The organism is Paraburkholderia sp. JPY419 (assembly GCF_050435705.1).
GTDB lineage: Bacteria > Pseudomonadota > Gammaproteobacteria > Burkholderiales > Burkholderiaceae > Paraburkholderia > Paraburkholderia youngii.
This window is the reverse complement of sequence record NZ_JBNDKV010000002.1, coordinates 3,194,889-3,217,606: the sequence shown is the minus strand read 5'-3', so window position 1 is coordinate 3,217,606 and position 22,718 is coordinate 3,194,889. Positions and strand designations below refer to the sequence as shown.

The window sequence follows — 22,718 nt, the reverse complement described above, 5'->3', positions numbered from 1 at the left end:
CGGGATGTCGCGCGGGCTTTTTTGTGCATGTTGGCTTGCTACGCGGCGCGACGCGTTTTCAGAGCGCCATCAAACAGAACGGCGACCCACTCTCGTGGATCGCCGTGCCGTCCTCCCCACTTTCCGACCATCCGGAGTCCTTGATTATCCGGTCGGCGCGAGCGGCTCATCGATGCTCGCGCCGCGCGAGGCTCATCCGGTGATCGGTGGCCCGCGTCATTGCCCGGTCAACGTATTCGACAGCTCCACGCTCGGCGTGCTCGTATTGCCGTTCTGTACGATCAGCAGACGAATCTGCCCGGGCGCCAGTTGGCTCAACACGCCCGCGATCGGCACCGAGGTGATCAGCCAGTCGGCGTTGTTCGCCAGCGAGAACGAGTTCGACTGGAAGATCGGCGTCTTGCTGCCGGCCACCGTCGCGATCAGCACGTACTGGCCACCCGACACGTAGATCGAATCCTGCCCGCTCGCCGGCACCGCGTTCTTGAGCGACACGCCGGCGAGCGTCGGCGACACGCTGGTGATGCTGGTGGCGGTGGCCTGCACGAGGTAGAGGTCGAGGTCCGGCGCGTTCGCCGACGCATTGAAGCCGCGCACGCGCGCGTCGTTGGTCAGCAAGCCCTTGTCGAACGGATCGTCGATCAGGCCGATGTCGGGCGCCGACAGACCCGGCAACGCGAGCACCGTGTACACGTGGCCCTTCGCGACATCGGGGAAGCTGCCGCTCGCGAGCGCGTTCTTCGTGCCGGTCGCCGCATAAGCGACGGTCGTCGGGCCCGTGTCGATATTGGTGAGGTTGGTCACGCCTTTATACGAGATGTTGGTCTGTCCGGAAGGCGCGCTGCCATTGACAAGGAAGTCGACCGCGGGGCCACCCGGAAGCGCGTGAACGAAATGGATCTCGGGATTGGTCAACCCCAGCGTCTTGCCCGCATCGCTGCCATCACCGCCGCCGCACGCGCTCAGTACCGCCGCGGCCGCAACGACCGCCACCATGATTCGGATAATTTTCATTGTTTTCACCTGTTTCGATATAGGGCTTGACGCTCACCGCCCATTGATACGCGGGCGGCCGCGGGAAGCCTCGCGGTCGCCCTCCTCCCATCCGTGCCGCACGGCGCGCCGGTTTTGTCGGTGGCGCGTCCGTGACGATGGACGCTCAAAATCAGCAATGGGTGTGCCGTGCCCCAAATAGCTGGCCTGAGACAACCGACCCAGGTCTTGCGAATCAACGGAATGCCGCGGTTTAGAATTTTTCCTCGGCGGTCTGGTCCGGCGCGCGGTGTATCGTTCGTGCGGCCCCCACTTACACGGTCCCTGCATGTCTTACCAACACTTACTCGCCGAGCTCGACCTGGGCTTCACACGTCTGTCCAACCGCGTCGTGATGGGCTCGATGCATACGGGCATGGAAGACCGCTTCTGGCATTACCCGCAACTGGCCGCATACTTCCGGGAGCGCGCGAAAGGCGGCGTCGGCCTGATCATCACGGGCGGCATTTCGCCGAATCGCGAGGGCTGGCTGCTGCCGTTCGGCGGCACGCTCAACTCGGTGTTCGATCTGCGCAATCACCGGCTCGTGACCGAGGCCGTGCACGCGGAGGGCGGCAAGATCGCGCTGCAGATCCTGCATGCGGGCCGTTATGGCTATCAGCCGTTCGCGGTGTCGGCGTCGGCGTTGAAATCGCCGATCTCGAAGTTCAAGCCGCGCGCGCTGACGCTCGCCGGCATCGACCGAACCGTGCGCGACTACGCGCGCTGTGCGCGGCTCGCGCAACGCGCGGGCTACGACGGCGTCGAGATCATGGGCAGCGAAGGCTATCTGCTGAACCAGTTCCTGTGCCCGCGCACGAACCGGCGCACCGATCGATACGGCGGCAGCATCGAGAATCGCATGCGGCTCGCCTATGAGATCGTCGAGCGGGTGCGTGCCGAATGCGGCGAGCGCTTCATCGTCGTGTACCGGCTGTCGCTGATCGATCTGGTCGAGGGCGGCAATACGTGGGAGGAAACCGTGCAGGTTGCGCAGGCGCTCGAAGCGGCCGGCGTGACGATCTTCAACACCGGCATCGGCTGGCACGAGGCGCGCGTGCCGACCATCGTGACCTCGGTGCCGCGCGCGGCGTTCGCCTCGCTGACCGCACGCCTGAAGGCATCCGTCAACGTGCCGGTGATCGCGTCGAACCGTATCAACACGCCCGAGGTGGCTGAAGCGCTGATCGCCGACGGCTCCGCGGATCTCGTGTCGATGGCGCGGCCGCTGCTCGCCGATCCCGAGTTCGTGCTGAAGACCGCCCTGGACCGCGCGCAGGAAATCAACACCTGCATCGCGTGCAATCAGGCCTGCCTCGATCACACGTTCAGGAATCAGCGCGCGAGCTGCCTCGTCAATCCGCGCGCGGGACGCGAAACCGAGCTCGTCTACCGGCCGCTGGCGAGCGCGCGACAGGCGCGCTCGATCGCGGTGGTCGGCGCCGGGCCGGCCGGGCTATCGGCCGCGACGGTGGCGGCCTCGCGCGGGCATCGCGTGACGCTGTTCGAGGCCAGCGACACGCTCGGCGGCCAGTTCAATCTCGCGATGCGCGTGCCGGGCAAGGAAGAGTTCAGCGAAACGATCCGCTACTTCGGCAGCCAGTTGCAACGCCATCGCGTCGACGTGCGGCTCGGCACGCGCGTCGATGCCGCGCTGCTCGCCGCGGGCGCCTACGACGACGTGATCGTCGCGACCGGCATCGTGCCGCGGCGGCCGGCGATTGCCGGCATCGACGGGTCCAACGTGCTGTCGTATGTGGACGTGCTGCGCGGTGCGCCGGTCGGCGCGCGCGTCGCGGTGATCGGCGCGGGCGGGATCGGCTTCGACGTCAGCGAGTTTCTGCTGCATCGCGCGGGCGAGCCGCTGCCGGTGCCGCGCGATACGTGGCTCGACGAATGGGGCGTCGACCTCGCGGTGCGCGAGCGCGGCGGCCTGAAGCCGCCCGTTGCCGCGCAACCGGCGCGGCAGATCTGGCTCTTGCAGCGTAAGGCCGGCAAGCTCGGTGGCGGGCTCGGCAAGACGTCGGGCTGGGTGCATCGCGCCGCGCTCACGAGGAACGGCGTGCAGATGCTAGGCGGCGTCGACTATCGGGAGATCAGCGCGCGCGGTCTGAGGATCGCGCGAGACGGTGCCGACGAATGGCTCGACGTCGATACGATCGTCGTGTGCGCGGGGCAGGAGTCGTTGCGCGAGCTGTTGCCGTCGACCGTCGATGGCAAGCACGGCGGCGGCGGCCCGCGTTTTCATGTAATCGGCGGCGCGAAGCTCGCCACCGAGCTCGATGCGAAGCGCGCGATCCGCGAGGGCGCGGAGCTCGCGGCGGCGCTTTGACAACTGCGGCGCGGTTCGACGAGAACCGACCGCGCTCAGGCGCTGCCCTTCTTCTGGTAATCGAACCAGAACGACAAGCCGACGCTGCTCAGGATCACGATCGTCGCGATCACCGTCGAGCGTGTGACCGGCTCGCCGAGCAGCAGCGCACCCAATGCAACCGCGACGATCGGATTCACGTACATGCAGCTGCTCGCGATGATCGGGCTCGTGTGGCGAATCAGATAACCGTACGCGACGAACGCGGCCATCGTGCCGATCAGCATCAGATACAGGAACGCGACGAGCGGCAGGAAATGCAGCTCGAGCATCCGCTCGCCCGCCGCCCACGCGACTAGCGTCGAGATCGCGCCGCCAAGGCCGATCTGCAGTGAGGTCGACAGAAACAGGTCCGACGGCAGCTTCAGCACTCCGGCCAGATGCGCGCCGCCGGCCCAGAACAGCGCGCCGCACAGAATCGCGAGACTGCCTCCCACCGAGCCCGGCGTGCTGTCGCCGTGACTCAGAATCACGATGCCGGCGAGCCCGAGCCCGACCGCGAACCATTCGCCGCGGCCGATCTTCTGTCCGGCGGCGGCCGCGATCACGGTCGCGAACAGCGGCACAGTCGCGACCATCACGGCCGCGGTGCCGGTGCCGACCGTGCGCATGCCGTACGCGAGCATGCCGCTCGACAGACCCACCAGCATCGTGCCGACGAGGCCCGCGTTGCGAATTTCGGCGACGCTCGGCCAGACCGGCTTGCGGCGCGCGGCGAACACGAACAGACCGATGCCGGCGAACAGGTTGCGCAAGCCCGACATCAGCAGCGGCGGGAACGAGCCGAGCGCGACGTGCACGGCGAGATAGGTCGAGCCCCACACCAGATAAACGACGGCAAGCGCGAGCGCGACCCGCCCTTTGCGCGACTGCGGCAGACGCAGCGACCAGCCAGACGGAGAAAAAACCGAGCGTTGCAGCGACATGCGTTCAGCCCGCCGTCGCCACTCGACCCGCGCGCTGCGCTCGATGCCCGCGAGGCGCCGCGCCTGCGTCGATGCCTTTCGGGCGGGATGGCGGACACCGCATCGGCGATGCGGTCTGACGGGTGAGGCTGGCGGACATGTCGGTGGAACAGTAAGACGATGGGCGGCGCAGGAAGCGCCAGAAACGGCTGTGGCGGCGGAATCGGTCAAAACGACGCGATGCAACGCGGCCGCGATGCGCGGCGACGCCGCGGGCGAAAGCCGCGGCGCGCAACGCATTATGCAGTAAGCGCCGAGTGCGCCGCGCGACAGAATCGTAACTTTTTGGTTTCCTGCAACAGAAAAGCCGGGGACGCATCCCCGGCTTCCATTCAGCGTCGAATCCGTTCGATGCTCCACCCATCGGCAGGATCGCTAAGCACCCCGCACGCGGACTCAGTTGCCCATCGCGCCCGACGCTTCGTGCTTCATGCCCATCTCGCCGCCGCCCTTTTTCATCGAATCGTGTTTCATCGCGTCCTTTTTCATGCCGTCCTTCGACATGCTGTCTTTGGACATCGAATCTTTCGACATCGTGTCTTTCGACATCGCATCGTTCGACATCGCGCCGCTCGCCTGCGCGAATGCGGCGCCGCCGCTTGCCAGCATCAGCAGTGCGATCGTGGTGACTGCAATCTTCTTCATGGGATGACTCCGTTGGTGGTGGATGAATCGAAACCGGCCCGTGCCGGCGTGCTTCCGAAGCCGCTGCCGCAAGCGCGCGTGCGCCCGCATGCGTCAGGAGCCTCCGAACCAGTTGTAGCCCTGGTCGACCCAATAGCCGCCGGGATACGTGTTGGTGACGAATATCTCGACGATGTGCTTCGGATTCTTGTAGCCGAGCTTGGTCGGCATGCGCAGCTTCATCGGGTAGCCGTATTTCGCGGGTAGTCGCTCGCCGTCGTAAGAAAACGTCAGCAGCGTTTGCGGATGTAATGCGGTCGGCATGTCGATGCTTTCGTAGTAGTCGTCCGCGCATTTGAAGCCGACGTACTTCGCCGTCATATCCGCGCCGACACGCCGCAGAAAATCGCCGAATGGCGTGCCGCCCCAGCGGCCGATCGCGCTCCAGCCTTCGACGCAGATATGCCGCGTGATCTGCTCGGCATGCGGCAGCGCGTACAGTTCGGGCAGCGTCCACACGCGCTTGCCGGTCACGAGCCCGCTCAGCTTCAGCTGATAATCCGAGCCGTCCACGCGCGGCACGTCGTCGATGCCGTAGTACGCGTTGAAGGGAAACGGTCGCGTGATCTGCGCTTCCGTATAGGTCGGCGCGAGCTGCTTGGGATCGAACAGCGCGGCCTGGGCGCGATCGTTCAGCCGCGACACAGCGGTGAGGAAGCGGTTCACGGAAGCGTCGTCGGTCAGCGAGCAGCCGCTCAGCATCGATAGACCGCCGAGCGTCAATACCTGCTTGCCGAACAGGCGGCGCGACGGCATCGCCAGTTCGCGCTTCGCATCGAGCAGGATCGACGCGCGGTCGAGCGTGTGGCCAACACGCTGCGTGGGCTGGTCTGCTGGTTTGTCGATTGGCTTGTTCATGATTCGGTATCCGTAGGGGGTTCGCGTGGCGCGTCGATGAGCGTGAATATCGGCATGGCCGTCAGCAGCCGCGGCTCAATGTCCGCGCAGCATCGCGAGCAACGAACGCGGCACGAGCGCGACCATCGCCAGATGCACCGCAAGAAACGCGGCCAGCAGCGACATCGCGGTGAAGTGCACGACGCGTGCGTTGTCGTAGCCGCCCATCAGTTCACGCAGCAGTGGAAACTGCACCGACTTCCAGATCGCGAGCCCCGATAGCACCAGCACGATCAGATCGGCGATCGCGAACAGGTAGGCGAATTTCTGCACCGCGTTGTAGACGCGCAGATCGTCGTGCGACAGCTTCCCGCGCAACGCGGCGATGAAATCGCGCAGCACCGCGCTCGGCGTCAGCGGCAGGAACTTGCGCACGAAACGCCCGCTCGCGAGATTCAGCGCGATATACACGAGGCCGTTGAACACCAGCAGCCACATCGCCGCGAAGTGCCATTGCAGCGCGCCGCCGAGCCAGCCGCCCAGCGTGATCGCGGTCGGAAAGCTGAACGTCGGAAAGATCGGCGACGCGTCGTAGATACGCCAGCCCGAAAGCATCATCACGATCGCCGCGAGCGCGTTCAGCCAATGCGTGATGCGCAGCCACAGCGGGTGAATGACGCCGCGCTTGGGTGCGGCTGGCGCGGAGGGTGCGCCGGGGCGCAACGCGTGCGGTGTGGGTGTGGACATGGCGGCTCTCCTCGGGCAGCGGTAGAGAATGCGGCGCGTGCGATGTCGATCAACGGCACGCGGGAAGATCGGCCGCTTGCAGCACGTCGCCGCTCGCGTCGCTTTCGACGAACGCGACCACGCCGAAGCGGTCGGCGGCGTTGTCGGTCGGATCGGCTTTCGCGTCGACGCTCGCTGCGCGTAGATCGATGTCCTGACGAATCCGCGCGTGACCGGCGACGAGTGGCACGGGCCCGAACCAGGCACGGACGACCCGTTCGTGATGCAGCGTCGCGCCGCGGTTTTCGCCCGCGCCGACCTGCGTCGTCAGCGCGTTTTCGTAGACGGCAACATAGGCGCTCAACGGACCCGTGATGGCGGCTGCCGTCGTGCTGAACTGCGCATCGACATCGAACGCGCCGGGCGCACGCGGGCTCAGCGCGAGCGCGACATTGGCCTGCGCGGGTGCGGCGACGAGTTCGTCGATGCGGCGCTCGAAACTGTCGCGTTGCGACCAGTCGCGCAGCTCGCGGCCCGCGACGAACACTTCCGGCGTATAGATCGTGTGCGCGCCCGCGAGATGCGTCAGCGTCTCCTGACGTTCGGTGAAGCGATGCTGGGAAAACCGGTCGCTCCAGCCGAGGCTGTTCCAGTAGTCGACGTGCAGTGCGAGCGGCACGATGCCGCGCGCGACGCCGTTGCTTTTCCATTGACCGAGCCAACGGTCGGCGGGCGGGCAGCTATCGCAGCCCTCGCTGCTGTACAGCTCGACGAGCACTAACCGGTGCGCGGGGCTGTGCGTCGCGCATAGGGGCGCGGCCGCATCGGCCGCACGGATGCCCGAAGCGCTCAGCACAACGAGCGCGAGGCCGGCGGCGGGCCTGGAAAAACTCGTAAAGCGCCGAAGTAGCGAGCGATTGTGCGCGGTCGACATGACGTGCTCCGATCGTAATCTGCACGTTTGTCGAACCGCGCGGCCGGTTATGACAAGCCTCTTTTAATTTTTTTCCGGCATGGCTAGCGAGCCAAGGCTCGCCGCGACTCAGTCGTAACTAACCACTACCGTCACGCGCGTGTCCGCATCGGTGCGCCGCGCGTTCAGCGACAGCACGCCGCCCGCGCGATCGACCGCGTAGTGGCCGTCGCGGGCCAGCACGCCGTGCCCAATGCCATCGACGAAACGCGCTGCCACCAGATCGCGCGACTGCGTGCCGCCGTTCACTTCGAGCGTGACATCGGCCCCGCTGACGACGCCCGGCGGCGCGCTGAACGTCACCGTGCGCGAGAAGCGCTGACCGGCCACGCTCGCACTATCGACGGCGACGCCAGTGGGCGCCGTATCCGCACTGATCTGCAGCGGCGGTGCGACGATCATCCCCACGAACCGGATCACGCCGCCCGTCACCGTCGATGCCGCCGGCGCCGCCAGCGGCGCGGCAAGCAATGCCACCACCGCGGCTGTGCGACCGAACGTTCGCCACCGCATTGTTTCCGCTTTCATGTGCACCTCTCTGTCAATCGGCGCGAGTCGCGTCGCGCCATTCACGCGCCATCCCGCGAATCGGTTCGCTGGAGTGCGGCCTTCGCTGCACTTTGTTTAACGGCAATCCTTTGACTGGCTTGAACGCAATGCGGATCACGTCGCTTTCTTCTGGCACCGCACAAAGACGGCCGATCGACGGAGCGCGATGTCGCCAACGGAAGTGCCCGAGACAGCGTGCTAACATCAAGCTTTCGTCGCTGGTGTCGCGGGCTTCACGTTTTGCTGCGCGGCAACCTGCCGTTCGCTATTCCCATCACCTGGTCGTTTTGCCCGTGACTTCGCTGCGTCGTCCGACTTTCCGTGCTCTCGCCCGCTTGCGCCCATGCCGCGCAGGCGGCTGCGCGCGCGCGGGCGTCGCGCCGCACGGCACCGGCGAGACGTCCCGAATGCTCCCGCTTCACGCCGCCCGGCGCCCTCGCTGACGTAGCCTGCCGATACCCCGGGGGCCGCGTCGCCGGGCTCCGGGCTTTCCCATTCGCACTCATCCGCCGACCACCCGCATGGGATCGTCGCACGCGGCCATCCTTCACCGCCTTATCGGAGTCCTGATGATGAAGAAGATCAAAACCTGCTATCTGACCGAACTCGACGTGACCCGCCTCGAGAAACATGCGGCCGCCAACGCCAAGCTGCAGCAAATGCTCGACGACGTGCTCGAACGCGCGGTAATCGTCGACTCGCACGACATCCCGGCCGACGTCGTCACGATGAACTCGCAAGCAACGCTGATCGATTCGGCGAGCGGCGAACAAATGACGTGGACCGTCGTCTATCCGCCCAACGCCGATTTCGCGCAAGGGCGGCTGAATGTATTCTCGCCGGCCGGCCTCGCGCTGCTCGGCGCGCGCCGCGGCGAGAGCATCAGCTTTACGCCACCCAGCGGCGATCAGCAAGTGCTCAAGATCGACAAAATTCTGTATCAGCCCGAAGCCGCCGACGATTTTTCGCTGTAAGCCGGCTGTTCCATTGCTGTAAGTTGCCCCTGTCTGATGCGGTCTCGAAATAAGCATAGGAGATGTCTGGATTCATCTGGACCGGTTTTTTGAATCACTCAGACAGGTTGCCAAACCGCGGGCGGGCGGTGTATCGTGTGCGCTGCTAACGCGGGGGTCCTGCGTAGCGCGGAGCTGGAGGTCCGTGTTGCGTGGGTGAGAAATACCCTTTGAACCTGATCTGGATAATGCCAGCGCAGGGAAGCGTACGGATCTCGCACCAGCCTCGACAGCGTCACCTCTTAGCGATTTCCGACCACTTCCATCTCAGTCTCCTGCTTAGCCGCCCCACTTTGTACGGAGACTTACATGAACGCCAATCCGAAGTTTATTTCCGCCGAAGCCCATGTGGACGAGGCCGCCGTCGCGCCGCTGCCGAATTCGCGCAAGGTCTATGTGACCGGCTCACGCCCCGACATCCGCGTGCCGATGCGCGAAATCTCGCAGGCCGACACGCCCGACAGCTTCGGCGGCGAAAAGAATCCGGCGATCTACGTGTACGACACGTCGGGCCCCTACTCCGACCCGGACGCGAAGATCGACATCCGCGCGGGTCTGCCCGCGCTGCGTCAGGCGTGGATCGAGGAGCGCGGCGACACCGAGCCGCTGAGCGGTCTGTCGAGCAGCTTCAGCCGCGAGCGCGCCGCCGATCCGGCCACCGCGCAGCTGCGTTTCCCGGGTCTGCATCGCACGCCGCGCCGCGCGATCCCCGGCAAGAACGTCACGCAGATGCACTACGCGAAGCAAGGCATCATCACGCCGGAAATGGAATACATCGCGATTCGCGAGAACCAGCGTCGTGCCGAGTATCTGGAGACCTTGAAGGCGAGCGGCCCGAACGGCGCGAAGCTCGCCGCGATGATGGGCCGCCAGCACCCCGGCCAGGCATTCGGCGCGAGCGCGTTCGGTCCGAACGGTCTCAGCGAAATCACCGCGGAATTCGTGCGCGAGGAAATCGCGCGCGGCCGCGCGATCATCCCGAACAACATCAATCACCCGGAGAGCGAGCCGATGATCATCGGCCGCAACTTCCTCGTGAAGGTCAATGCGAACATCGGCAACTCGGCGGTGACCTCCTCCATCGGCGAGGAAGTCGACAAGATGACGTGGGCGATCCGCTGGGGCGGCGACACGGTGATGGATCTGTCGACCGGCAAGCACATTCATGAAACGCGCGAATGGATCATCCGCAACAGCCCGGTGCCGATCGGCACGGTGCCGATCTATCAGGCACTCGAAAAGGTCAACGGCAAGGCCGAAGACCTGACGTGGGAAATCTTCCGCGACACTCTCATTGAACAGGCTGAGCAGGGCGTCGACTACTTCACGATCCACGCGGGCGTGCGTCTGCAATACGTGCCGCTCACCGCGAACCGGATGACCGGCATCGTGTCGCGCGGCGGCTCGATCATGGCGAAGTGGTGTCTCGCGCATCACAAGGAAAGCTTCCTGTACGAGCACTTCGAAGAGATCTGCGAAATCATGAAGGCCTACGACGTGGCCTTCTCGCTCGGCGACGGCCTGCGTCCCGGCTCGATCTACGACGCGAACGACGAAGCGCAACTGGGCGAGCTGAAGACGCTCGGCGAGCTCACGCAGATCGCATGGAAGCACGACGTGCAGGTGATGATCGAAGGTCCGGGCCATGTGCCGATGCAGCTGATCAAGGAGAACATGGACCTGCAGCTCGACTGGTGCGACGAAGCGCCGTTCTACACGCTCGGGCCGCTGACCACCGACATCGCGCCGGGCTACGACCACATCACGTCGGGCATCGGCGCCGCGATGATCGGCTGGTTCGGCACCGCGATGCTGTGCTACGTGACGCCGAAGGAACACCTCGGTCTGCCGAACAAGGACGACGTGAAGACCGGCATCATCACGTACAAGCTCGCCGCGCACGCAGCGGACCTCGCGAAGGGTCATCCGGGCGCGCAGGTACGCGACAACGCGCTGTCGAAGGCACGCTTCGAATTCCGTTGGGAAGACCAGTTCAATCTCGGTCTCGACCCGGACAAGGCGCGCGAATTCCACGACGAGACGCTGCCGAAGGATTCGGCCAAGGTCGCGCATTTCTGCTCGATGTGCGGCCCGCACTTCTGCTCGATGAAGATCACCCAGGACGTGCGCGAGTTCGCCGCGCAACAGGGCGTCAGCGATAACGAAGCGCTGCAGAAAGGCATGGAAGTCAAGTCGATCGAGTTCATGAAGCAAGGCGCGGAGATTTATCAGCGGCAATAAGCGGCTTGCGAGACGCGCGCGCGAAGTAGCGCCCTGCAGTATCGAAGCCCGCCGGCATGGCGGGCTTTTTTTATTTCGCCGCTTCGAGCAGGCACGCTGTGTGCTGACAGAAAGAAACAACTACTTCCAACAACGAAGGGAGTCAGCATCATGAAATCGATCCGTCAACTCGGTACTCGTCTTGGCCCGGTCGCAGTCGCGCTTTCGCTCGTCGCGGGTGTCGCGGCATGCGGCGACATGTCCCCGCGCACACGCGATACCGCGATCGGCGCGGGTGTCGGGGGCGCGGCCGGGGCGGCGATCGGCGGCAGCGGCTTGTCGACGTTGGGCGGCGCGGCCGTGGGCGGTGTCATCGGTAACCAGATCGGCAAGTGAGCGTTGCGTCCGATGATGCGTCTGACGATTCATACAGGACAGCCAAGCATTTATTCCGACCCCGCACCGGACTGACGAGAGCCGCGAATGCGGTGCGCCCTCGTCCCGACAGCGCGCGTGGAAATAGACTGAAATATGCGGTTGCGGTTTTGCCACAGCGCTGCCGCGGCAGAAGCGTAAGCTCCTCATCACGACGTCGCGCGAGGCGGCATCGGTTCATCGAGGAGCGCGTCATGAAGTCCCGCGTCGTCACCCATCTTCGCGCGGTGCGCCTCTCGACGCCACGCGAGGCATCCAGTTTTTCCGCAAGGTTCGCGCGGCCCCGCCGCCGCGATTTCCGCGCTCGCCCCCAGTCTGTTTTTAGCCGGCTGCTATTACCCCGCCGGCTACTATCCCGCGGGCTATTACACGTCGTACTATTCGACCGCGCCCGCGACCACAGCGGACCAAACCGCACCGGCCACCGATCCACAGCAGACGCCTCAAGCCCAGGGGCAAATGCAGGTCGCGCCGCAGGACATGCCGCCCGGTTATGCAGCCGCCGCGCCCGTGTACGTGGCACCGCCGGTATATCCCGCCTACTATCCGCCGCCCGCTTATCCTTATCCCGCCTATTACGGCTATCCCGCCTACTATGGACCGTCGATTGCGATCGGCATTGGTGGCTACTGGGGGGGCCATTGGGGCGGCCACTGGCATTGACCTCTCTTTCTTTCGGCCGCCACCGCGCGCACCCGCCCGTACTTTCCCGGCTTGACTCGCCGATATGGCGCTCTATTCTTGAAAGGTTGCACGCAGCACCCGCTTAAATCCGGCGCCGCCGCTTGGTCGAGGCCACTCGCGAGCGTCCGCCGTGCCAGAGCGACGCGCCCTCATGCGCAATCTCCCGCGTCGAATTACACAACAACGAAGGAGAGATGATGTTTCATCAACTGCTCACTCCAGTCGGTAATTCGCTTTTTGCGTCGTTTATCGTCGCCGCGCTGCCGATCATCGTCGTGCTCGCGCTGCTCGGCTGGGCGCGCAGGCCAGCGTGGCAGGCGTCGCTCGCGGGATTGATCGTCGGTTTGATCGTAGCGATTTTCGTCTGGCAGTTTCCGGTCGGGCTCGCGTTCAACTCGGTCGCAGCCGGCGTCGTCTTTGCGCTCTGGCCAGTGATGTGGATCGTGTTCACCGCGATCCTGCTGTACAACATCGCGCAGCGCTCGGGACGCTTCGAGGCCTTCCGCCTGTGGATGATCGACAACCTACCGAACGACCGGCGCATCGTGCTCGTCGTGGTCGGCTTTTCGTTCGGCGCGCTGCTCGAGGGCATTTCGGGCTTCGGCACTCCGGTCGCGATCACGAGCTCACTCTTGATCATGCTCGGCTTTCCAACGCTTGAAGCGCTGGTCTTCACGCTGATCTTCAATACCGCGCCGGTCGCGTTCGGCGCGCTCGGCGTGCCGATCACGGTCCTCGGCGCGGTCACGCATTTGCCGTCCGATGTGCTCGGCAAGATGGTCGGGCGGCAATTGCCGTTCTTTGCAGTCCTGCTGCCCTTCTATGTGATCGGCGTGTACGCGGGCTTTCGCAACATGCTGCGGATCTGGCCGGTGCTGCTGGTGTCGGGCCTGAGCTTCGCGCTGACCCAGTTCGTCGTCTCGAACTTCGTGAACTACAGCCTGACCGACGTGCTGTCTTCGCTGGTTTCGCTGATCCTGACCGTGGCGTTCCTGCGGGTCTGGAAGCCCGTCGCCGATCCGAAATTCGCGATCAACGTCGATCGCATCAACGAGGTGCGCGGCAAAATCGGCGGCGGGCAGGGCTGGTATCCGTGGATCATCGTGTCGGTTGTCGTGATCGTCTGGACGGTCGCGAGGATCTTCACGATCGGTGACGTCAAGGTATCGTGGCCGGGTCTCGACAAGGCCGTGTTCATCACGCTGTACAACACGCCGTACAGCGCGATCTGGGACTTCCAGCCGCTTGCGACCGGCACCGCGATCCTCGTCGCGGCGCTCATCACCGCGTTCGTCGTGCGGCTCTCCCCCGCCGAGTTCGGCAAGGCGATCTCCGACACGTGGGTGCAAACGCGCATCGCGATTCTGACCGTGGCGACGATCGTCGGCCTCGCGTATCTGATGAATTACTCGGGCCTCAACTACACGCTCGGCCTCGGAGTCGCGTCGGTCGGGCCGGTGTTTCCGCTCGTGTCGGCGTTCCTTGGCTGGGTCGCGGTGTTCCTGTCGGGCAGCGATACGTCGGGCAATGCGCTGTTCGGCAATCTGCAGGTGGTGGCGGCCAAGCAGCTCAATCTGAATCCGGTGCTGATGGCGGCGACCAACTCGTCGGGCGGCGTGATGGGCAAGATGATCTCGCCGCAGAACATTTCGACCGGCGTCGCGACCACCGAGTTGAAGGGCAAGGAAGGAGTCGTGTTCGCCAAGACCTTCAAGCATTCGATTCTGCTCACGGTGCTGCTCGGCGTGCTCGTGTGGGCGCAGCAGAACTTCCTGCAATGGATGATTCCGCACTGAGCTCGCGCCGCTGACGGCGCAACGCAGTTCACATTGTTCCGGACGGCGCCCGCGCATCGCAGGCGCCGTTTGCAATTCCGTCCCCCCTACCGCTCCGCCGCATCGCAATTTTTCTCACATATCGGTGAGAATTGCTCGTTTGGCGCGCACCCTCGCGGCGTTTACGATCGACCTACCCGGACGCGGCCGTCTCCCGGATCTTGCCGTTTCATCCCGCATTGAAACGAATCGCGCGATCGCACTGTTAGGATGAGCTGGCGTCTCGACTCAACTGCGCGCGGCGCCATTCCAATGAAAGCCAGAAACCTTCTGCAACTGCTGATCCTCGCCGCCCTGTGGGGCGCATCGTTCCTGTTCATCCGCGTCGGCGTGACCGACTTCGGCGTCGCGCCGCTGATGGCGCTGCGCGTCGGCATCGGCGCCCTCTTTCTCGCGATCGTGCTGATCGCGCGACGGCCGCTGCAACAGTCCGCCACGGTGTTGCGCACGCACGCGTTGCCGCTGCTCGTGGTCGGCATCCTCAATTCGGCGGCGCCATTCTGTCTGTTCGCGTATGCCGAGCTGACGCTGTCGGCGGGCGTCACGTCGGTGATCAATGCGTGCGCGCCGCTGTGGGGCGCGCTGGTCGGCTTTCTGTGGCTGCGCGACCGGCTCAGCGCGCTGCGCACGCTCGGCCTCGTGGTCGGCTTTCTCGGCGTGCTGATGCTCGTGTGGGACCAGATCGCGACACCGGACGGATCGGCCGCCTCGCCGCTCACCGTCGCACTCGCGGCCGGCGCCGCGCTCGGCGCCACGCTGCTCTATGGCATCGCCGCCAATTACACGAAGCGTCACCTGACTGGCGTCGACGCGCTCAGCGTCGCGACCGGCACGATGATCGGCGCGACGATCGTATTGCTGCCGCTCGCGGTGATCTACTGGCCCGCCGCGCCGATCTCGCTGCGCGCGTGGGGCGCGGTGATCGCGCTCGGCGTCGCCTGCACCGGCATCGCGTACATGCTGTTCTTCCATCTGATCGCGGTCGCCGGGCCGACACGCGCGATCACCGTGACCTTCGTGATTCCGATCTTCGGCATTCTGTGGGGCGCGCTGTTTCTGGGCGAGACGGTGTCGCCCGGCATGCTCGAAGGGTGCGCGGTGATTCTGGTCGGCACCGCGTTGGCGACCGGTGTGATCAAGCGGCTGCCGTGGGTGGGCACGCGGCGGCGCGCGGACACCTGAGGGCGCGGTCGAAAAAAAACCGCCCGGATTGCTCCGGGCGGTTTTTTCGTCGAACCAGCGGCGTTGGCCGCGAGGCTCTCGTATCAGCGCAGCTGATAGGCCATCAGGCTCATGATCTGCTTGGCCTGCGAGCTTTCGTCGACTTGCCCCTTGTCGTCGACCACGGCCACGCGGGTCTGGTTCGGCGTCACCGCGCGCACGTTCACGCGATACTCCTTGGCGACCTTCTCCTTCCGGCCGTGGAAGACCTGGCTCCAGAAGCCCTGCTCGGCCGACGACATATCCTTCGGATCGACGTAGCGCACGAAATACAGGCCGCGGCTCACGTCGCGGTCGTCGACCGTGAAATTGCTCCGATCGAGCGCGAGGCCCACGCGCAGCCACGCACGGTCATACGGCTCGCCGAGCGTGAGCTCGGTCGATGACAGCTGCGCCGACGTGTTGTTGGCCGAATCCACGTCCGGCGTCGACGGCTGGGCCGCCAGCGCGACGTTCTGCGCGACAACGGCGGCCGTCGCCGACTTCGCACCCGCCGTCGCCGCGTTCGGCGCGAACTGCGTGCCCGCAGGCGACAGCTCGGCGTTCTGCGTGCCACCCGCACCCGATTCAGCCCGCGCGAGCGAGGCCATCAGGCGCTTCAGATATTCCTGCTCGAGCGCCGGGTCGTTCGGCTTGGGTTGCCATTGGGTCGACTCGTTGTTCGTACCGGTGATCGCCTCACGCATGCCTTTCTGGCTGACGAACACGTAGGTGCCGCCCTTCGGCGCGGCTTCGAGACGGGTGCGGAACTTGTTGCGCTCCGAGCTCACGTAGCTGTTGCCCATCGCCTTCGACAGCGTGTTGCGGATAAAGCCGTCGTTGATCTGCGCGTGGGTTTCGTTCCAGTCGGTTTCCATCACGCCCTTGTCGCGCTGGTCGACGACGAGCAGGAAGCCCTGCTCCTGCCAGAAGCGGCGGATTTGCGGCCAGGCCTGATCGGGCGTTTTGTTGTCGATCACGAGCCAGCTTTCGGTGCCGTCGCGCTGGATGTGGATGCCCTGGACGGGCGGCACGACCGCAACCGCGTCGCCGGCCGGCGCCTGCGCCTGCACCTGTCTCAGCGTGGACAACGAGGTTTCGCCGCCCTGCGGCGGCAGCGAACGCTGATCGGCCGTCTCGTCGATCATGTTCGGCGGTACGGCAAGCGATACCTGCTTCGAACGGGAGTCGCTCCTATAGTCGATTTTGGTCGGCGACGAGGTACCGCAGCCGGCGACCAGCCCGCCTGCCATGAGCATTACTGCAAACCGCTTGGTGAGACGAAAATCAGTCATGTTCGGGGAATCCTTCCGCTACGCCACGGCAAGTTTCCGTGGATCAACCCAACATTTTACCGGTCCCGGCGAGGCCTGTGCAAAAACTGGGGTTTGCCCGGGACTCGCCGCATGCCACGGCGACGCAACGGCCACGGGAAAAAAGGCCGCGCCCGTCACGCTATTTGCCCTCTTATGAGGTAAATTTAACACTCAATGACACTTTCGAGTTGACCTTGGGAGTATTCCCAAGTCTTCGCCGGAGGGCCGCCGCATAAGGGCTTCCGGTTTGCATGCGGCTTGTTTTCCACATGGCGTGCGGTCCTGTCCGCCGCAGGTGTGCAAAGACCAGAAGAAAACCGGTGCTACGTTAATCGAGTTATCTCAATAAAAATCCGGCGCCAAACGAGGAAGGCCTCATGTCCAGGTTCAATCTCCATCCATCCGCGATCGCCTCGGTGATCGCCGTCGTCGCGTGCTCCGCGAGCTCCGGCGCGCATGCCGAATTGGGCGGCACGATGCCGAGCCAGGCGGTGGCGGGCGCGAGCGCGCCGCGCACGCTGCTCAATGGCGCATTGCGCGAGCGCACGTGGACCGACGCCGGCAATACCACCATCAACGAATACGCGACCAGCACCGGCCTGATCGTCGCCTACGCATGGCAAGGCCCGACGATGCCGGATCTGCACGCGCTGCTCGGCAAATACGGCGACTCGTACAAGACCGGCGCCGCGGCGGCGGCCGGCAGCGGCAATCTGCATTCGTCGCGGGTCGCGCGCTCCGACGTGATCGTCGAGTCCGGCGGACCGATGCGTGGCTACGTCGGCCGCGCGTGGCTGCCGGCGGCTTTGCCCGCCGGCGTCACCTCCGACGACATCCAGTGACGCGCGCGCACCGCACGCGTCGCTCGCGCCCCGTTTCACGCCTGAGTTCCACCAGACGGACGGCCATGCCATGAAATCCGCCTTGCGTTTCCATGCCCTGCTTATGATCGTCTGCGCGGCCCTGGTCGGCTGCGGCGGCGGAGGCGGCAGTTCCTCGTCCGGCTCGTCCGGCTCCGGCTCGACGCCGTCCGCGAGCGCGCCGACCAGTTCCGCGAGCGCGCCGACTTCGAGCGCGAACGTGCCGCAATCGACCACGCCCAACGTGCAGCCGGTCACGGTCGGCGTATCGCCCGGCAATACGCGCAACATGCTGATGACGAGCGTCACCGTCTGCCAGGCCGGCACCGGCAACTGCGCGACGATCGACGACATCCAGGTGGACACCGGCTCGAACGGCCTGCGCATCCTCGCATCGGCGCTGCCGACCACCCTGTCGCTGCCGACCATCGCCGCGGGCAGCGGCGTAAGCGCCGAATGTGCGGTGTTCGGCAGCGGCTACGCGTGGGGCTCGATCCACACCGCGGACGTACGCATGGCTGGCCAACAGGCGTCATCGATTCCGATCCAACTGATTGCCGACAGCGCGCTGCCCGGCGCACCGGCCGACTGCGCGAACTCCGGCGGCGCGTCGCTGCTGACCGTATCGAGCCTGCACGCGAATGGCATCCTCGGCGTGGGCCTGTTCCCGGTCGACTGCGGCAACGGCTGCGCGAACTTCGCGTTGCCGCGCTGGTACTACAGCTGCACGACGAGCGGCTGCAGCCCGATCGCGCAGCCGCTCGCGCAGCAGGTGACCAATCCCGTCAGCAGCTTCCCGCTCGATAACAACGGCGTCGTGATCGACTTGCCAGCCGTCGCCGATGCGGGCGCGGCGAGCGTGTCAGGCTCGCTGATCTTCGGCATCGGCACCCAGTCGGACAATATGCTCACGGGCACGAACGTTCTGAGGGCGAACTCGGCGACCGGTTACGTGACGACGAACACGGGCGGCCTGACCTACGCGGTGAGCTATCTCGACAGCGGCTCGAACGGCCTCTTCTTCCACTCGACGCAGTTCCCGTTGTGCGGCTTCTGGTACTGCCCGACTTCGACGCAGTCGGCAAGCGCGTCGATCACCGGCATCGATGGCGTGTCGAGCACGGTTTCGTTCGACATCGCCAATTCGAACACGCTGTTTTCGTCGTCGAACAACGCGTTCGACAATCTCGCCGGCAATTCGAGTCTGGGTTTCGGCTGGGGCTTGCCGTTCTTTTACGGCAAACGCATTTACACATCGATTGCGACGCGCAATACGTCGGCCGGCCAGGGACCGTATTACGCGTTCTGAGGGTTGCCTGGGTTGGATGCGCAACGACGGTGCGGCGCGCGGCTGCGAACTCAGCCCGCCGCGCTGGCCGGTTGTGCTGCCGGCGGGGCCAGCTGCGGCGGCGCGAGCCAGCGGAATACGTCGAGCTGTTCGCCGTGGAATGTGCACTCGGCGGCCGCCGGCGTGCGGACCCTCGACGGCTGGGCCGGCTTCGCGGCCACCTTGGCCTCGGAGGCCGCTTGCGACGCCGATGCCGTGAGCGGCGCGGAAGCCGCGGTCGCGGACGCGCTCATCGCATGCTCGATGGTCCCCTCCACCACGACCCGCGAGCCGCGAATCGCGGCCCCGCGATGCGTGACCCGCAGCCGATCCGACGACATCCCCGACGACGGCTCGGCCAGCTTGCTGCGCATCAATTGTTCACAGGCGCTCGAGTTGCGGGTGACGATGGTGCAGGCCGCCAGCAGCGCCGCGGCGCTCGCGAGACAGGCGACAGAGAGAAGGCGAATCTTCATCGATATTCCGTTGTTCGAGGTCCCGGCCATTGTAGCCGCTTGACCTTGACGCGGCGCATCGGCATCGTGTTGGCCGGCCGCCCGGTTTACCCACATGGCGCGGCGAATTCCAAGCGACTCCCCCCGGTAACGATTCCGGCTTCTTCATGCTCAGCCTCGTCCTGCTCGCAATCGTCGCCTATGCCGCGACCAATATCGACAACCTGTTCGTCCTGCTCGGCTTTCTGGCCGAAGCGGGCGCAAAACGGCGTCGCGTGGTTGCGGGACAGTACGCGGGATCATTGATCCTCGTCGCCGCGGCGCTCGGGCTCGCGGCCTTGCTCACGCGCCTGCCAGCCGGGTATGTCGGCCTGCTCGGCTTGCTGCCGATCGTCGTGGGACTGCACAAGGCGTGGCAGCGCTTCGGTTGTGGCCACGCACTGAATAGGGATAGCGAGGACAGCCGTACAAGCGCTCCCCCATCCATTCGCGGCTCATCGAGCTGGACCGTCGCGAGCGTCGCCATCGCCAACGGCTCGGACAACCTCGCCGTCTACGTGCCGCTGTACGCCAGTCATACACCCGCCGAGAACGCGCTGGTTTCGCTCGTGTTCATCGTGATGATCGGGCTGTGGTGCGCGGGCGCGGCATGGCTCGTCGACCATCCGTTGCTCGGCGGGCCGATCCGGCGGTACGGCTCGGCGGTGCTGCCGCTGATCCTGCTCGCGATAGGTGTATCGGTGTTGTTGAACAGCGATACGCTGCGGCTTTTGTCCGGCGGGTGAGCAACGCGGGGCTCGGTCGAAAGACTGTCCAGGCGTCGAGGAAGTCAATTTGCCGGCCGCAGCGGTTGCACGTAAGTACGCACGCCGGCCAGCGGCGCGCCATAGCCGCCCGCGCTCGGGTTGTTCGGCAAGCCGTTGACCAGTTGCGCGCGAGGATCGGTCGGATTCAGATTCAACTCGCCCGCCTGCTGGTTGCCGTGCGTCGGATACTCGCTGCCGAGCGCCGCATGTGGCATCAGGCGCGTGCTGTTCTGCGGCGCGTTCATGTCGTTCTGCGCGCTGAGCCCCTGCGCGCCGGCCTGCCCGACGAACCCGCATGCCAACGCCGCGCACGCGCCGATCCTTGCGACAGCGGATATCCACGCTACTTTTTTCATGTTCGCCTCCTGCTCAGTGAATTGACGATGCCTCGTGAGCTCACCCGTGAATCGAACGCGGCACGAGCACACTGCGTGCCCTTGACGCAATCTCAATAATATGTTCCCATTGCGCACTATGTACCGCGCCCAGACCACCCTATCGCTACTACTAGCCCGCTCTACCGGGCTAGGTCTGCTGCTGCGCGCGTCCGCTTCTCTCTGATACACCGAAGCATCGCTTGAATCCCCAGTAACTGACCCAGCCCCGGTTTCCGACCGGCGGCCCAGTATCGCGTTTTCGTCGTCCGGTCGACACCCGTTCCACGGTCTCTCCCTCGGATGATGAAAATGTTGAAAAACCCCGCTACCAAGTACCGTTCGTTCAAGCCGATCAATTTGACGGATCGCCAGTGGCCGTCGCGCACCATCACGCGCGCGCCGATCTGGATGAGCACCGACCTGCGTGACGGCAACCAGGCGCTGTTCGAGCCGATGAACGCCGAGCGCAAGATGCGCATGTTCAAGACGCTGGTGCAGATCGGCTTCAAGGAAATCGAAGTCGGGTTTCCTTCAGCCTCGCAGACCGATTTCGACTTCGTGCGCGAACTGATCCAGGGCGGCCATATTCCCGACGACGTGACGATCGAAGTGCTCACGCAGGCGCGCGACGATCTGATCGAGCGTACGTTCGAATCGTTGCGCGGCGCCCCGCGCGCGATCGTCCACCTGTACAACGCGACCGCGCCGGACTTCCGCAAGATCGTGTTCGGCCTCGAAAAGAGCGGCGTGATCGAACTCGCGCAGAAGGCCGCGCGCACGGTGAAGCGCCTCGCCGACGCGCAGCCGGAAACGCACTTCACGCTGCAATACAGCCCGGAAGTGTTCAGCGGCACCGAACTCGAATTCGCGAAGGAAGTCTGCGACGCGGTGTTCGACATCTGGCAACCGACGCCCGAGCACAAGGCGATCGTCAATCTGCCGGCCACCGTCGAAATGGCCACGCCGAACGTCTACGCGGACCAGATCGAATGGATGCACCGCAATCTCGCACGCCGCGATTCGCTGATCGTCTCGGTCCATCCGCATAACGACCGTGGTACGGCCGTCGCCGCCGCGGAGCTCGCCGTGATGGCGGGCGCGGATCGCGTCGAAGGCTGCCTGTTCGGCAACGGCGAGCGCACCGGCAATGTCGATCTCGTCACGCTCGCGTTGAATTTGTACACGCAAGGCGTCGATCCCGAGCTCGATTTCTCGAACATCAACGAAGTCGCGCGCACGGCCGAGGAATGCACGCAGTTGCCGATCCATCCGCGTCACCCGTATGTCGGCGATCTCGTCTTCACCGCGTTCTCGGGCTCGCACCAGGACGCGATCAAGAAGGGCTTCGCCGCGCAGAAGCCGGACGCGATCTGGGAAGTGCCGTACATGCCGATCGATCCGAGCGACCTCGGCCGCACCTACGACTCCGTGATTCGCGTGAACAGCCAGTCGGGCAAGGGAGGCATCGCCTATCTGCTCGAGCAGAGCTACGGCGTCGTGTTGCCGCGCCGCCTGCAGGTGGACTTCAGCTCGGCCGTGCAGCGCTTCACCGACGACAGCGGCCAGGAAGTCACACCCGCGCAGATCTGGGACCTGTTCCAGCAGGAATACGTGCGCACGGCCGAGCCGGTCCGCTATGTCAGCCACAGCCTGTCCGAGCATGACGGCCGCGAGCACATCAAGCTCAACGTCGAAATCCACGGCACGCCGCGCGTGCTGACGGGCGCCGGCAACGGCCCGCTCGACGCGCTGATGCACGCGTTCGACGTGCCCGTGCGCATCCAGCACTACGAGGAACGCGCGCTCACGCAGGGCGCCGATGCGCGCGCGATCGCGATCGCCGAAATGGCCGGCGCCGATGTGGCCGGCAGCGCGTTCGGCGTCGGTGTCGATGCGAACCTGATTACCGCGTCGATTCGCGCGGTGATCAGCGGCGTGAACCGCGCGTATGCACGCGTGAACGCGGATGCACAGGAGCGTTTCTTCGACGCAGCGCTGAGCGACGCGACGGTGTGAGGCTAGGGTCTGCCGCGTTGAACGCGCGGCACGCCGC

21 protein-coding genes and 1 riboswitch are annotated in these 22,718 nt (G+C 65.2%); of the genes, 11 read left to right on the top strand and 10 right to left on the bottom strand.

The window, feature by feature from the left end; translation table 11 throughout:
* Positions 1 to 216: 216 nt before the first annotated feature.
* Positions 217 to 1,014: a DUF4397 domain-containing protein gene (locus QFZ91_RS21025; RefSeq protein WP_429568311.1), complete on the bottom strand. Its 798-nt coding sequence runs from the start codon at positions 1,012 to 1,014 to the stop codon at positions 217 to 219.
* 307 nt (positions 1,015 to 1,321) lie between these two features.
* Here QFZ91_RS21025 and QFZ91_RS21020 point away from each other — a divergent pair, with 307 nt between their 5' ends.
* Positions 1,322 to 3,364: an FAD-dependent oxidoreductase gene (locus QFZ91_RS21020; RefSeq protein WP_429568310.1), complete on the top strand. Its 2,043-nt coding sequence runs from the start codon at positions 1,322 to 1,324 to the stop codon at positions 3,362 to 3,364.
* 35 nt (positions 3,365 to 3,399) lie between these two features.
* Here QFZ91_RS21020 and QFZ91_RS21015 read toward each other — a convergent pair whose 3' ends face one another.
* From QFZ91_RS21015 to QFZ91_RS20990, 6 genes are all read right to left on the bottom strand, one after another.
* Complete coding sequence (locus tag QFZ91_RS21015; RefSeq protein ID WP_368718401.1) at positions 3,400 to 4,329, bottom strand: EamA family transporter; 930 nt, start codon at positions 4,327 to 4,329, stop codon at positions 3,400 to 3,402.
* Between the two features lie 435 nt (positions 4,330 to 4,764).
* The gene (locus QFZ91_RS21010; protein ID WP_368595223.1) at positions 4,765 to 5,013 is read right to left on the bottom strand and encodes a pentapeptide MXKDX repeat protein; all 249 of its coding nucleotides are present in this window, start codon (positions 5,011 to 5,013) and stop codon (positions 4,765 to 4,767) included.
* A 93-nt stretch (positions 5,014 to 5,106) separates the two neighbouring features.
* Complete coding sequence (locus QFZ91_RS21005) at positions 5,107 to 5,910, bottom strand: molybdopterin-dependent oxidoreductase (RefSeq protein ID WP_429568309.1); 804 nt, start codon at positions 5,908 to 5,910, stop codon at positions 5,107 to 5,109.
* A 75-nt stretch (positions 5,911 to 5,985) separates the two neighbouring features.
* Positions 5,986 to 6,636: a cytochrome b/b6 domain-containing protein gene (locus QFZ91_RS21000; RefSeq protein ID WP_429568308.1), complete on the bottom strand. Its 651-nt coding sequence runs from the start codon at positions 6,634 to 6,636 to the stop codon at positions 5,986 to 5,988.
* A 49-nt stretch (positions 6,637 to 6,685) separates the two neighbouring features.
* Positions 6,686 to 7,549, bottom strand: coding sequence for a DUF1223 domain-containing protein (locus QFZ91_RS20995; protein ID WP_429568307.1), 864 nt, complete (start codon positions 7,547 to 7,549; stop codon positions 6,686 to 6,688).
* Between the two features lie 108 nt (positions 7,550 to 7,657).
* Positions 7,658 to 8,116 (bottom strand): hypothetical protein, encoded by a 459-nt coding sequence (locus tag QFZ91_RS20990; RefSeq protein WP_429568306.1) that lies wholly within the window; start codon positions 8,114 to 8,116, stop codon positions 7,658 to 7,660.
* Positions 8,117 to 8,706: 590 nt separating this feature from the next.
* Here QFZ91_RS20990 and QFZ91_RS20985 point away from each other — a divergent pair.
* From QFZ91_RS20985 to QFZ91_RS20960, 6 genes are all read left to right on the top strand, one after another.
* Entirely contained in the window at positions 8,707 to 9,111 is a 405-nt protein-coding gene (locus tag QFZ91_RS20985) for a GreA/GreB family elongation factor (RefSeq protein ID WP_429568305.1), read from the top strand.
* A gap of 142 nt (positions 9,112 to 9,253) precedes the next feature.
* Positions 9,254 to 9,371: riboswitch (TPP riboswitch) on the top strand.
* A gap of 88 nt (positions 9,372 to 9,459) precedes the next feature.
* Positions 9,460 to 11,391: a phosphomethylpyrimidine synthase ThiC gene (gene thiC / locus QFZ91_RS20980; protein ID WP_429568304.1), complete on the top strand. Its 1,932-nt coding sequence runs from the start codon at positions 9,460 to 9,462 to the stop codon at positions 11,389 to 11,391.
* 150 nt (positions 11,392 to 11,541) lie between these two features.
* On the top strand, positions 11,542 to 11,766 hold the full coding sequence (locus QFZ91_RS20975; protein WP_429568303.1) for a glycine zipper 2TM domain-containing protein: 225 nt from the start codon (positions 11,542 to 11,544) through the stop codon (positions 11,764 to 11,766).
* A gap of 498 nt (positions 11,767 to 12,264) precedes the next feature.
* Positions 12,265 to 12,468 (top strand): hypothetical protein, encoded by a 204-nt coding sequence (locus QFZ91_RS20970; protein ID WP_429568302.1) that lies wholly within the window; start codon positions 12,265 to 12,267, stop codon positions 12,466 to 12,468.
* Positions 12,469 to 12,686: 218 nt separating this feature from the next.
* Positions 12,687 to 14,285 (top strand): L-lactate permease, encoded by a 1,599-nt coding sequence (locus QFZ91_RS20965; RefSeq protein ID WP_429568669.1) that lies wholly within the window; start codon positions 12,687 to 12,689, stop codon positions 14,283 to 14,285.
* Positions 14,286 to 14,576: 291 nt separating this feature from the next.
* Entirely contained in the window at positions 14,577 to 15,506 is a 930-nt protein-coding gene (locus QFZ91_RS20960; protein ID WP_429568301.1) for a DMT family transporter, read from the top strand.
* 83 nt (positions 15,507 to 15,589) lie between these two features.
* Here the strand turns inward: QFZ91_RS20960 and bamC are convergent, their stop codons facing one another.
* Complete coding sequence (bamC, locus tag QFZ91_RS20955; RefSeq protein ID WP_429568300.1) at positions 15,590 to 16,819, bottom strand: outer membrane protein assembly factor BamC; 1,230 nt, start codon at positions 16,817 to 16,819, stop codon at positions 15,590 to 15,592.
* 398 nt (positions 16,820 to 17,217) lie between these two features.
* Between bamC and QFZ91_RS20950 the strand changes: the two genes are divergently transcribed.
* Positions 17,218 to 17,682, top strand: a complete 465-nt coding sequence (locus QFZ91_RS20950; protein ID WP_429568299.1) for a DUF2844 domain-containing protein — start codon at positions 17,218 to 17,220, stop codon at positions 17,680 to 17,682.
* A gap of 70 nt (positions 17,683 to 17,752) precedes the next feature.
* Positions 17,753 to 19,009 carry a DUF3443 domain-containing protein gene (locus tag QFZ91_RS20945; protein ID WP_429568298.1) on the top strand — a complete coding sequence of 419 codons (1,257 nt, stop codon included), beginning with the start codon at positions 17,753 to 17,755 and terminating at the stop codon, positions 19,007 to 19,009.
* A 50-nt stretch (positions 19,010 to 19,059) separates the two neighbouring features.
* Here QFZ91_RS20945 and QFZ91_RS20940 read toward each other — a convergent pair whose 3' ends face one another.
* Positions 19,060 to 19,503 carry a hypothetical protein gene (locus tag QFZ91_RS20940; RefSeq protein ID WP_429568297.1) on the bottom strand — a complete coding sequence of 148 codons (444 nt, stop codon included), beginning with the start codon at positions 19,501 to 19,503 and terminating at the stop codon, positions 19,060 to 19,062.
* Between the two features lie 146 nt (positions 19,504 to 19,649).
* Here QFZ91_RS20940 and QFZ91_RS20935 point away from each other — a divergent pair, with 146 nt between their 5' ends.
* Positions 19,650 to 20,267 carry a cadmium resistance transporter gene (locus QFZ91_RS20935; protein WP_429568296.1) on the top strand — a complete coding sequence of 206 codons (618 nt, stop codon included), beginning with the start codon at positions 19,650 to 19,652 and terminating at the stop codon, positions 20,265 to 20,267.
* Between the two features lie 44 nt (positions 20,268 to 20,311).
* Here QFZ91_RS20935 and QFZ91_RS20930 read toward each other — a convergent pair whose 3' ends face one another.
* On the bottom strand, positions 20,312 to 20,644 hold the full coding sequence (locus QFZ91_RS20930; protein ID WP_176382119.1) for a hypothetical protein: 333 nt from the start codon (positions 20,642 to 20,644) through the stop codon (positions 20,312 to 20,314).
* Positions 20,645 to 20,974: 330 nt separating this feature from the next.
* On the opposite strand from QFZ91_RS20930, the gene leuA reads away from it, so the two are divergent.
* On the top strand, positions 20,975 to 22,681 hold the full coding sequence (gene leuA / locus QFZ91_RS20925) for a 2-isopropylmalate synthase (RefSeq protein WP_429568295.1): 1,707 nt from the start codon (positions 20,975 to 20,977) through the stop codon (positions 22,679 to 22,681).
* The last annotated feature ends 37 nt before the right edge of the window (positions 22,682 to 22,718 follow it).

Excerpts from the sequence above, each read along its gene's own strand:
- thiC (WP_429568304.1), top strand. The coding sequence starts at position 9,460 with ATGAACGCCAATCCGAAGTTTATTTCCGCCGAAGCCCATGTGGACGAG.
- QFZ91_RS21010 (WP_368595223.1), bottom strand. The coding sequence starts at position 5,013 with ATGAAGAAGATTGCAGTCACCACGATCGCACTGCTGATGCTGGCAAGC.
- QFZ91_RS21000 (WP_429568308.1), bottom strand. The coding sequence starts at position 6,636 with ATGTCCACACCCACACCGCACGCGTTGCGCCCCGGCGCACCCTCCGCG.
- QFZ91_RS21015 (WP_368718401.1), bottom strand. The coding sequence starts at position 4,329 with ATGTCGCTGCAACGCTCGGTTTTTTCTCCGTCTGGCTGGTCGCTGCGT.
- QFZ91_RS20970 (WP_429568302.1), top strand. The coding sequence starts at position 12,265 with ATGCAGGTCGCGCCGCAGGACATGCCGCCCGGTTATGCAGCCGCCGCG.
- QFZ91_RS20960 (WP_429568301.1), top strand. The coding sequence starts at position 14,577 with ATGAAAGCCAGAAACCTTCTGCAACTGCTGATCCTCGCCGCCCTGTGG.
- QFZ91_RS21025 (WP_429568311.1), bottom strand. The coding sequence starts at position 1,014 with ATGAAAATTATCCGAATCATGGTGGCGGTCGTTGCGGCCGCGGCGGTA.
- QFZ91_RS20930 (WP_176382119.1), bottom strand. The coding sequence starts at position 20,644 with ATGAAAAAAGTAGCGTGGATATCCGCTGTCGCAAGGATCGGCGCGTGC.
- QFZ91_RS20950 (WP_429568299.1), top strand. The coding sequence starts at position 17,218 with ATGTCCAGGTTCAATCTCCATCCATCCGCGATCGCCTCGGTGATCGCC.
- QFZ91_RS20990 (WP_429568306.1), bottom strand. The coding sequence starts at position 8,116 with ATGAAAGCGGAAACAATGCGGTGGCGAACGTTCGGTCGCACAGCCGCG.
- QFZ91_RS20935 (WP_429568296.1), top strand. The coding sequence starts at position 19,650 with ATGCTCAGCCTCGTCCTGCTCGCAATCGTCGCCTATGCCGCGACCAAT.
- QFZ91_RS20965 (WP_429568669.1), top strand. The coding sequence starts at position 12,687 with ATGTTTCATCAACTGCTCACTCCAGTCGGTAATTCGCTTTTTGCGTCG.
- QFZ91_RS20945 (WP_429568298.1), top strand. The coding sequence starts at position 17,753 with ATGAAATCCGCCTTGCGTTTCCATGCCCTGCTTATGATCGTCTGCGCG.
- QFZ91_RS20995 (WP_429568307.1), bottom strand. The coding sequence starts at position 7,549 with ATGTCGACCGCGCACAATCGCTCGCTACTTCGGCGCTTTACGAGTTTT.
- QFZ91_RS21005 (WP_429568309.1), bottom strand. The coding sequence starts at position 5,910 with ATGAACAAGCCAATCGACAAACCAGCAGACCAGCCCACGCAGCGTGTT.
- bamC (WP_429568300.1), bottom strand. The coding sequence starts at position 16,819 with ATGACTGATTTTCGTCTCACCAAGCGGTTTGCAGTAATGCTCATGGCA.
- QFZ91_RS20975 (WP_429568303.1), top strand. The coding sequence starts at position 11,542 with ATGAAATCGATCCGTCAACTCGGTACTCGTCTTGGCCCGGTCGCAGTC.
- QFZ91_RS21020 (WP_429568310.1), top strand. The coding sequence starts at position 1,322 with ATGTCTTACCAACACTTACTCGCCGAGCTCGACCTGGGCTTCACACGT.
- QFZ91_RS20985 (WP_429568305.1), top strand. The coding sequence starts at position 8,707 with ATGATGAAGAAGATCAAAACCTGCTATCTGACCGAACTCGACGTGACC.
- leuA (WP_429568295.1), top strand. The coding sequence starts at position 20,975 with ATGTTGAAAAACCCCGCTACCAAGTACCGTTCGTTCAAGCCGATCAAT.
- QFZ91_RS20940 (WP_429568297.1), bottom strand. The coding sequence starts at position 19,503 with ATGAAGATTCGCCTTCTCTCTGTCGCCTGTCTCGCGAGCGCCGCGGCG.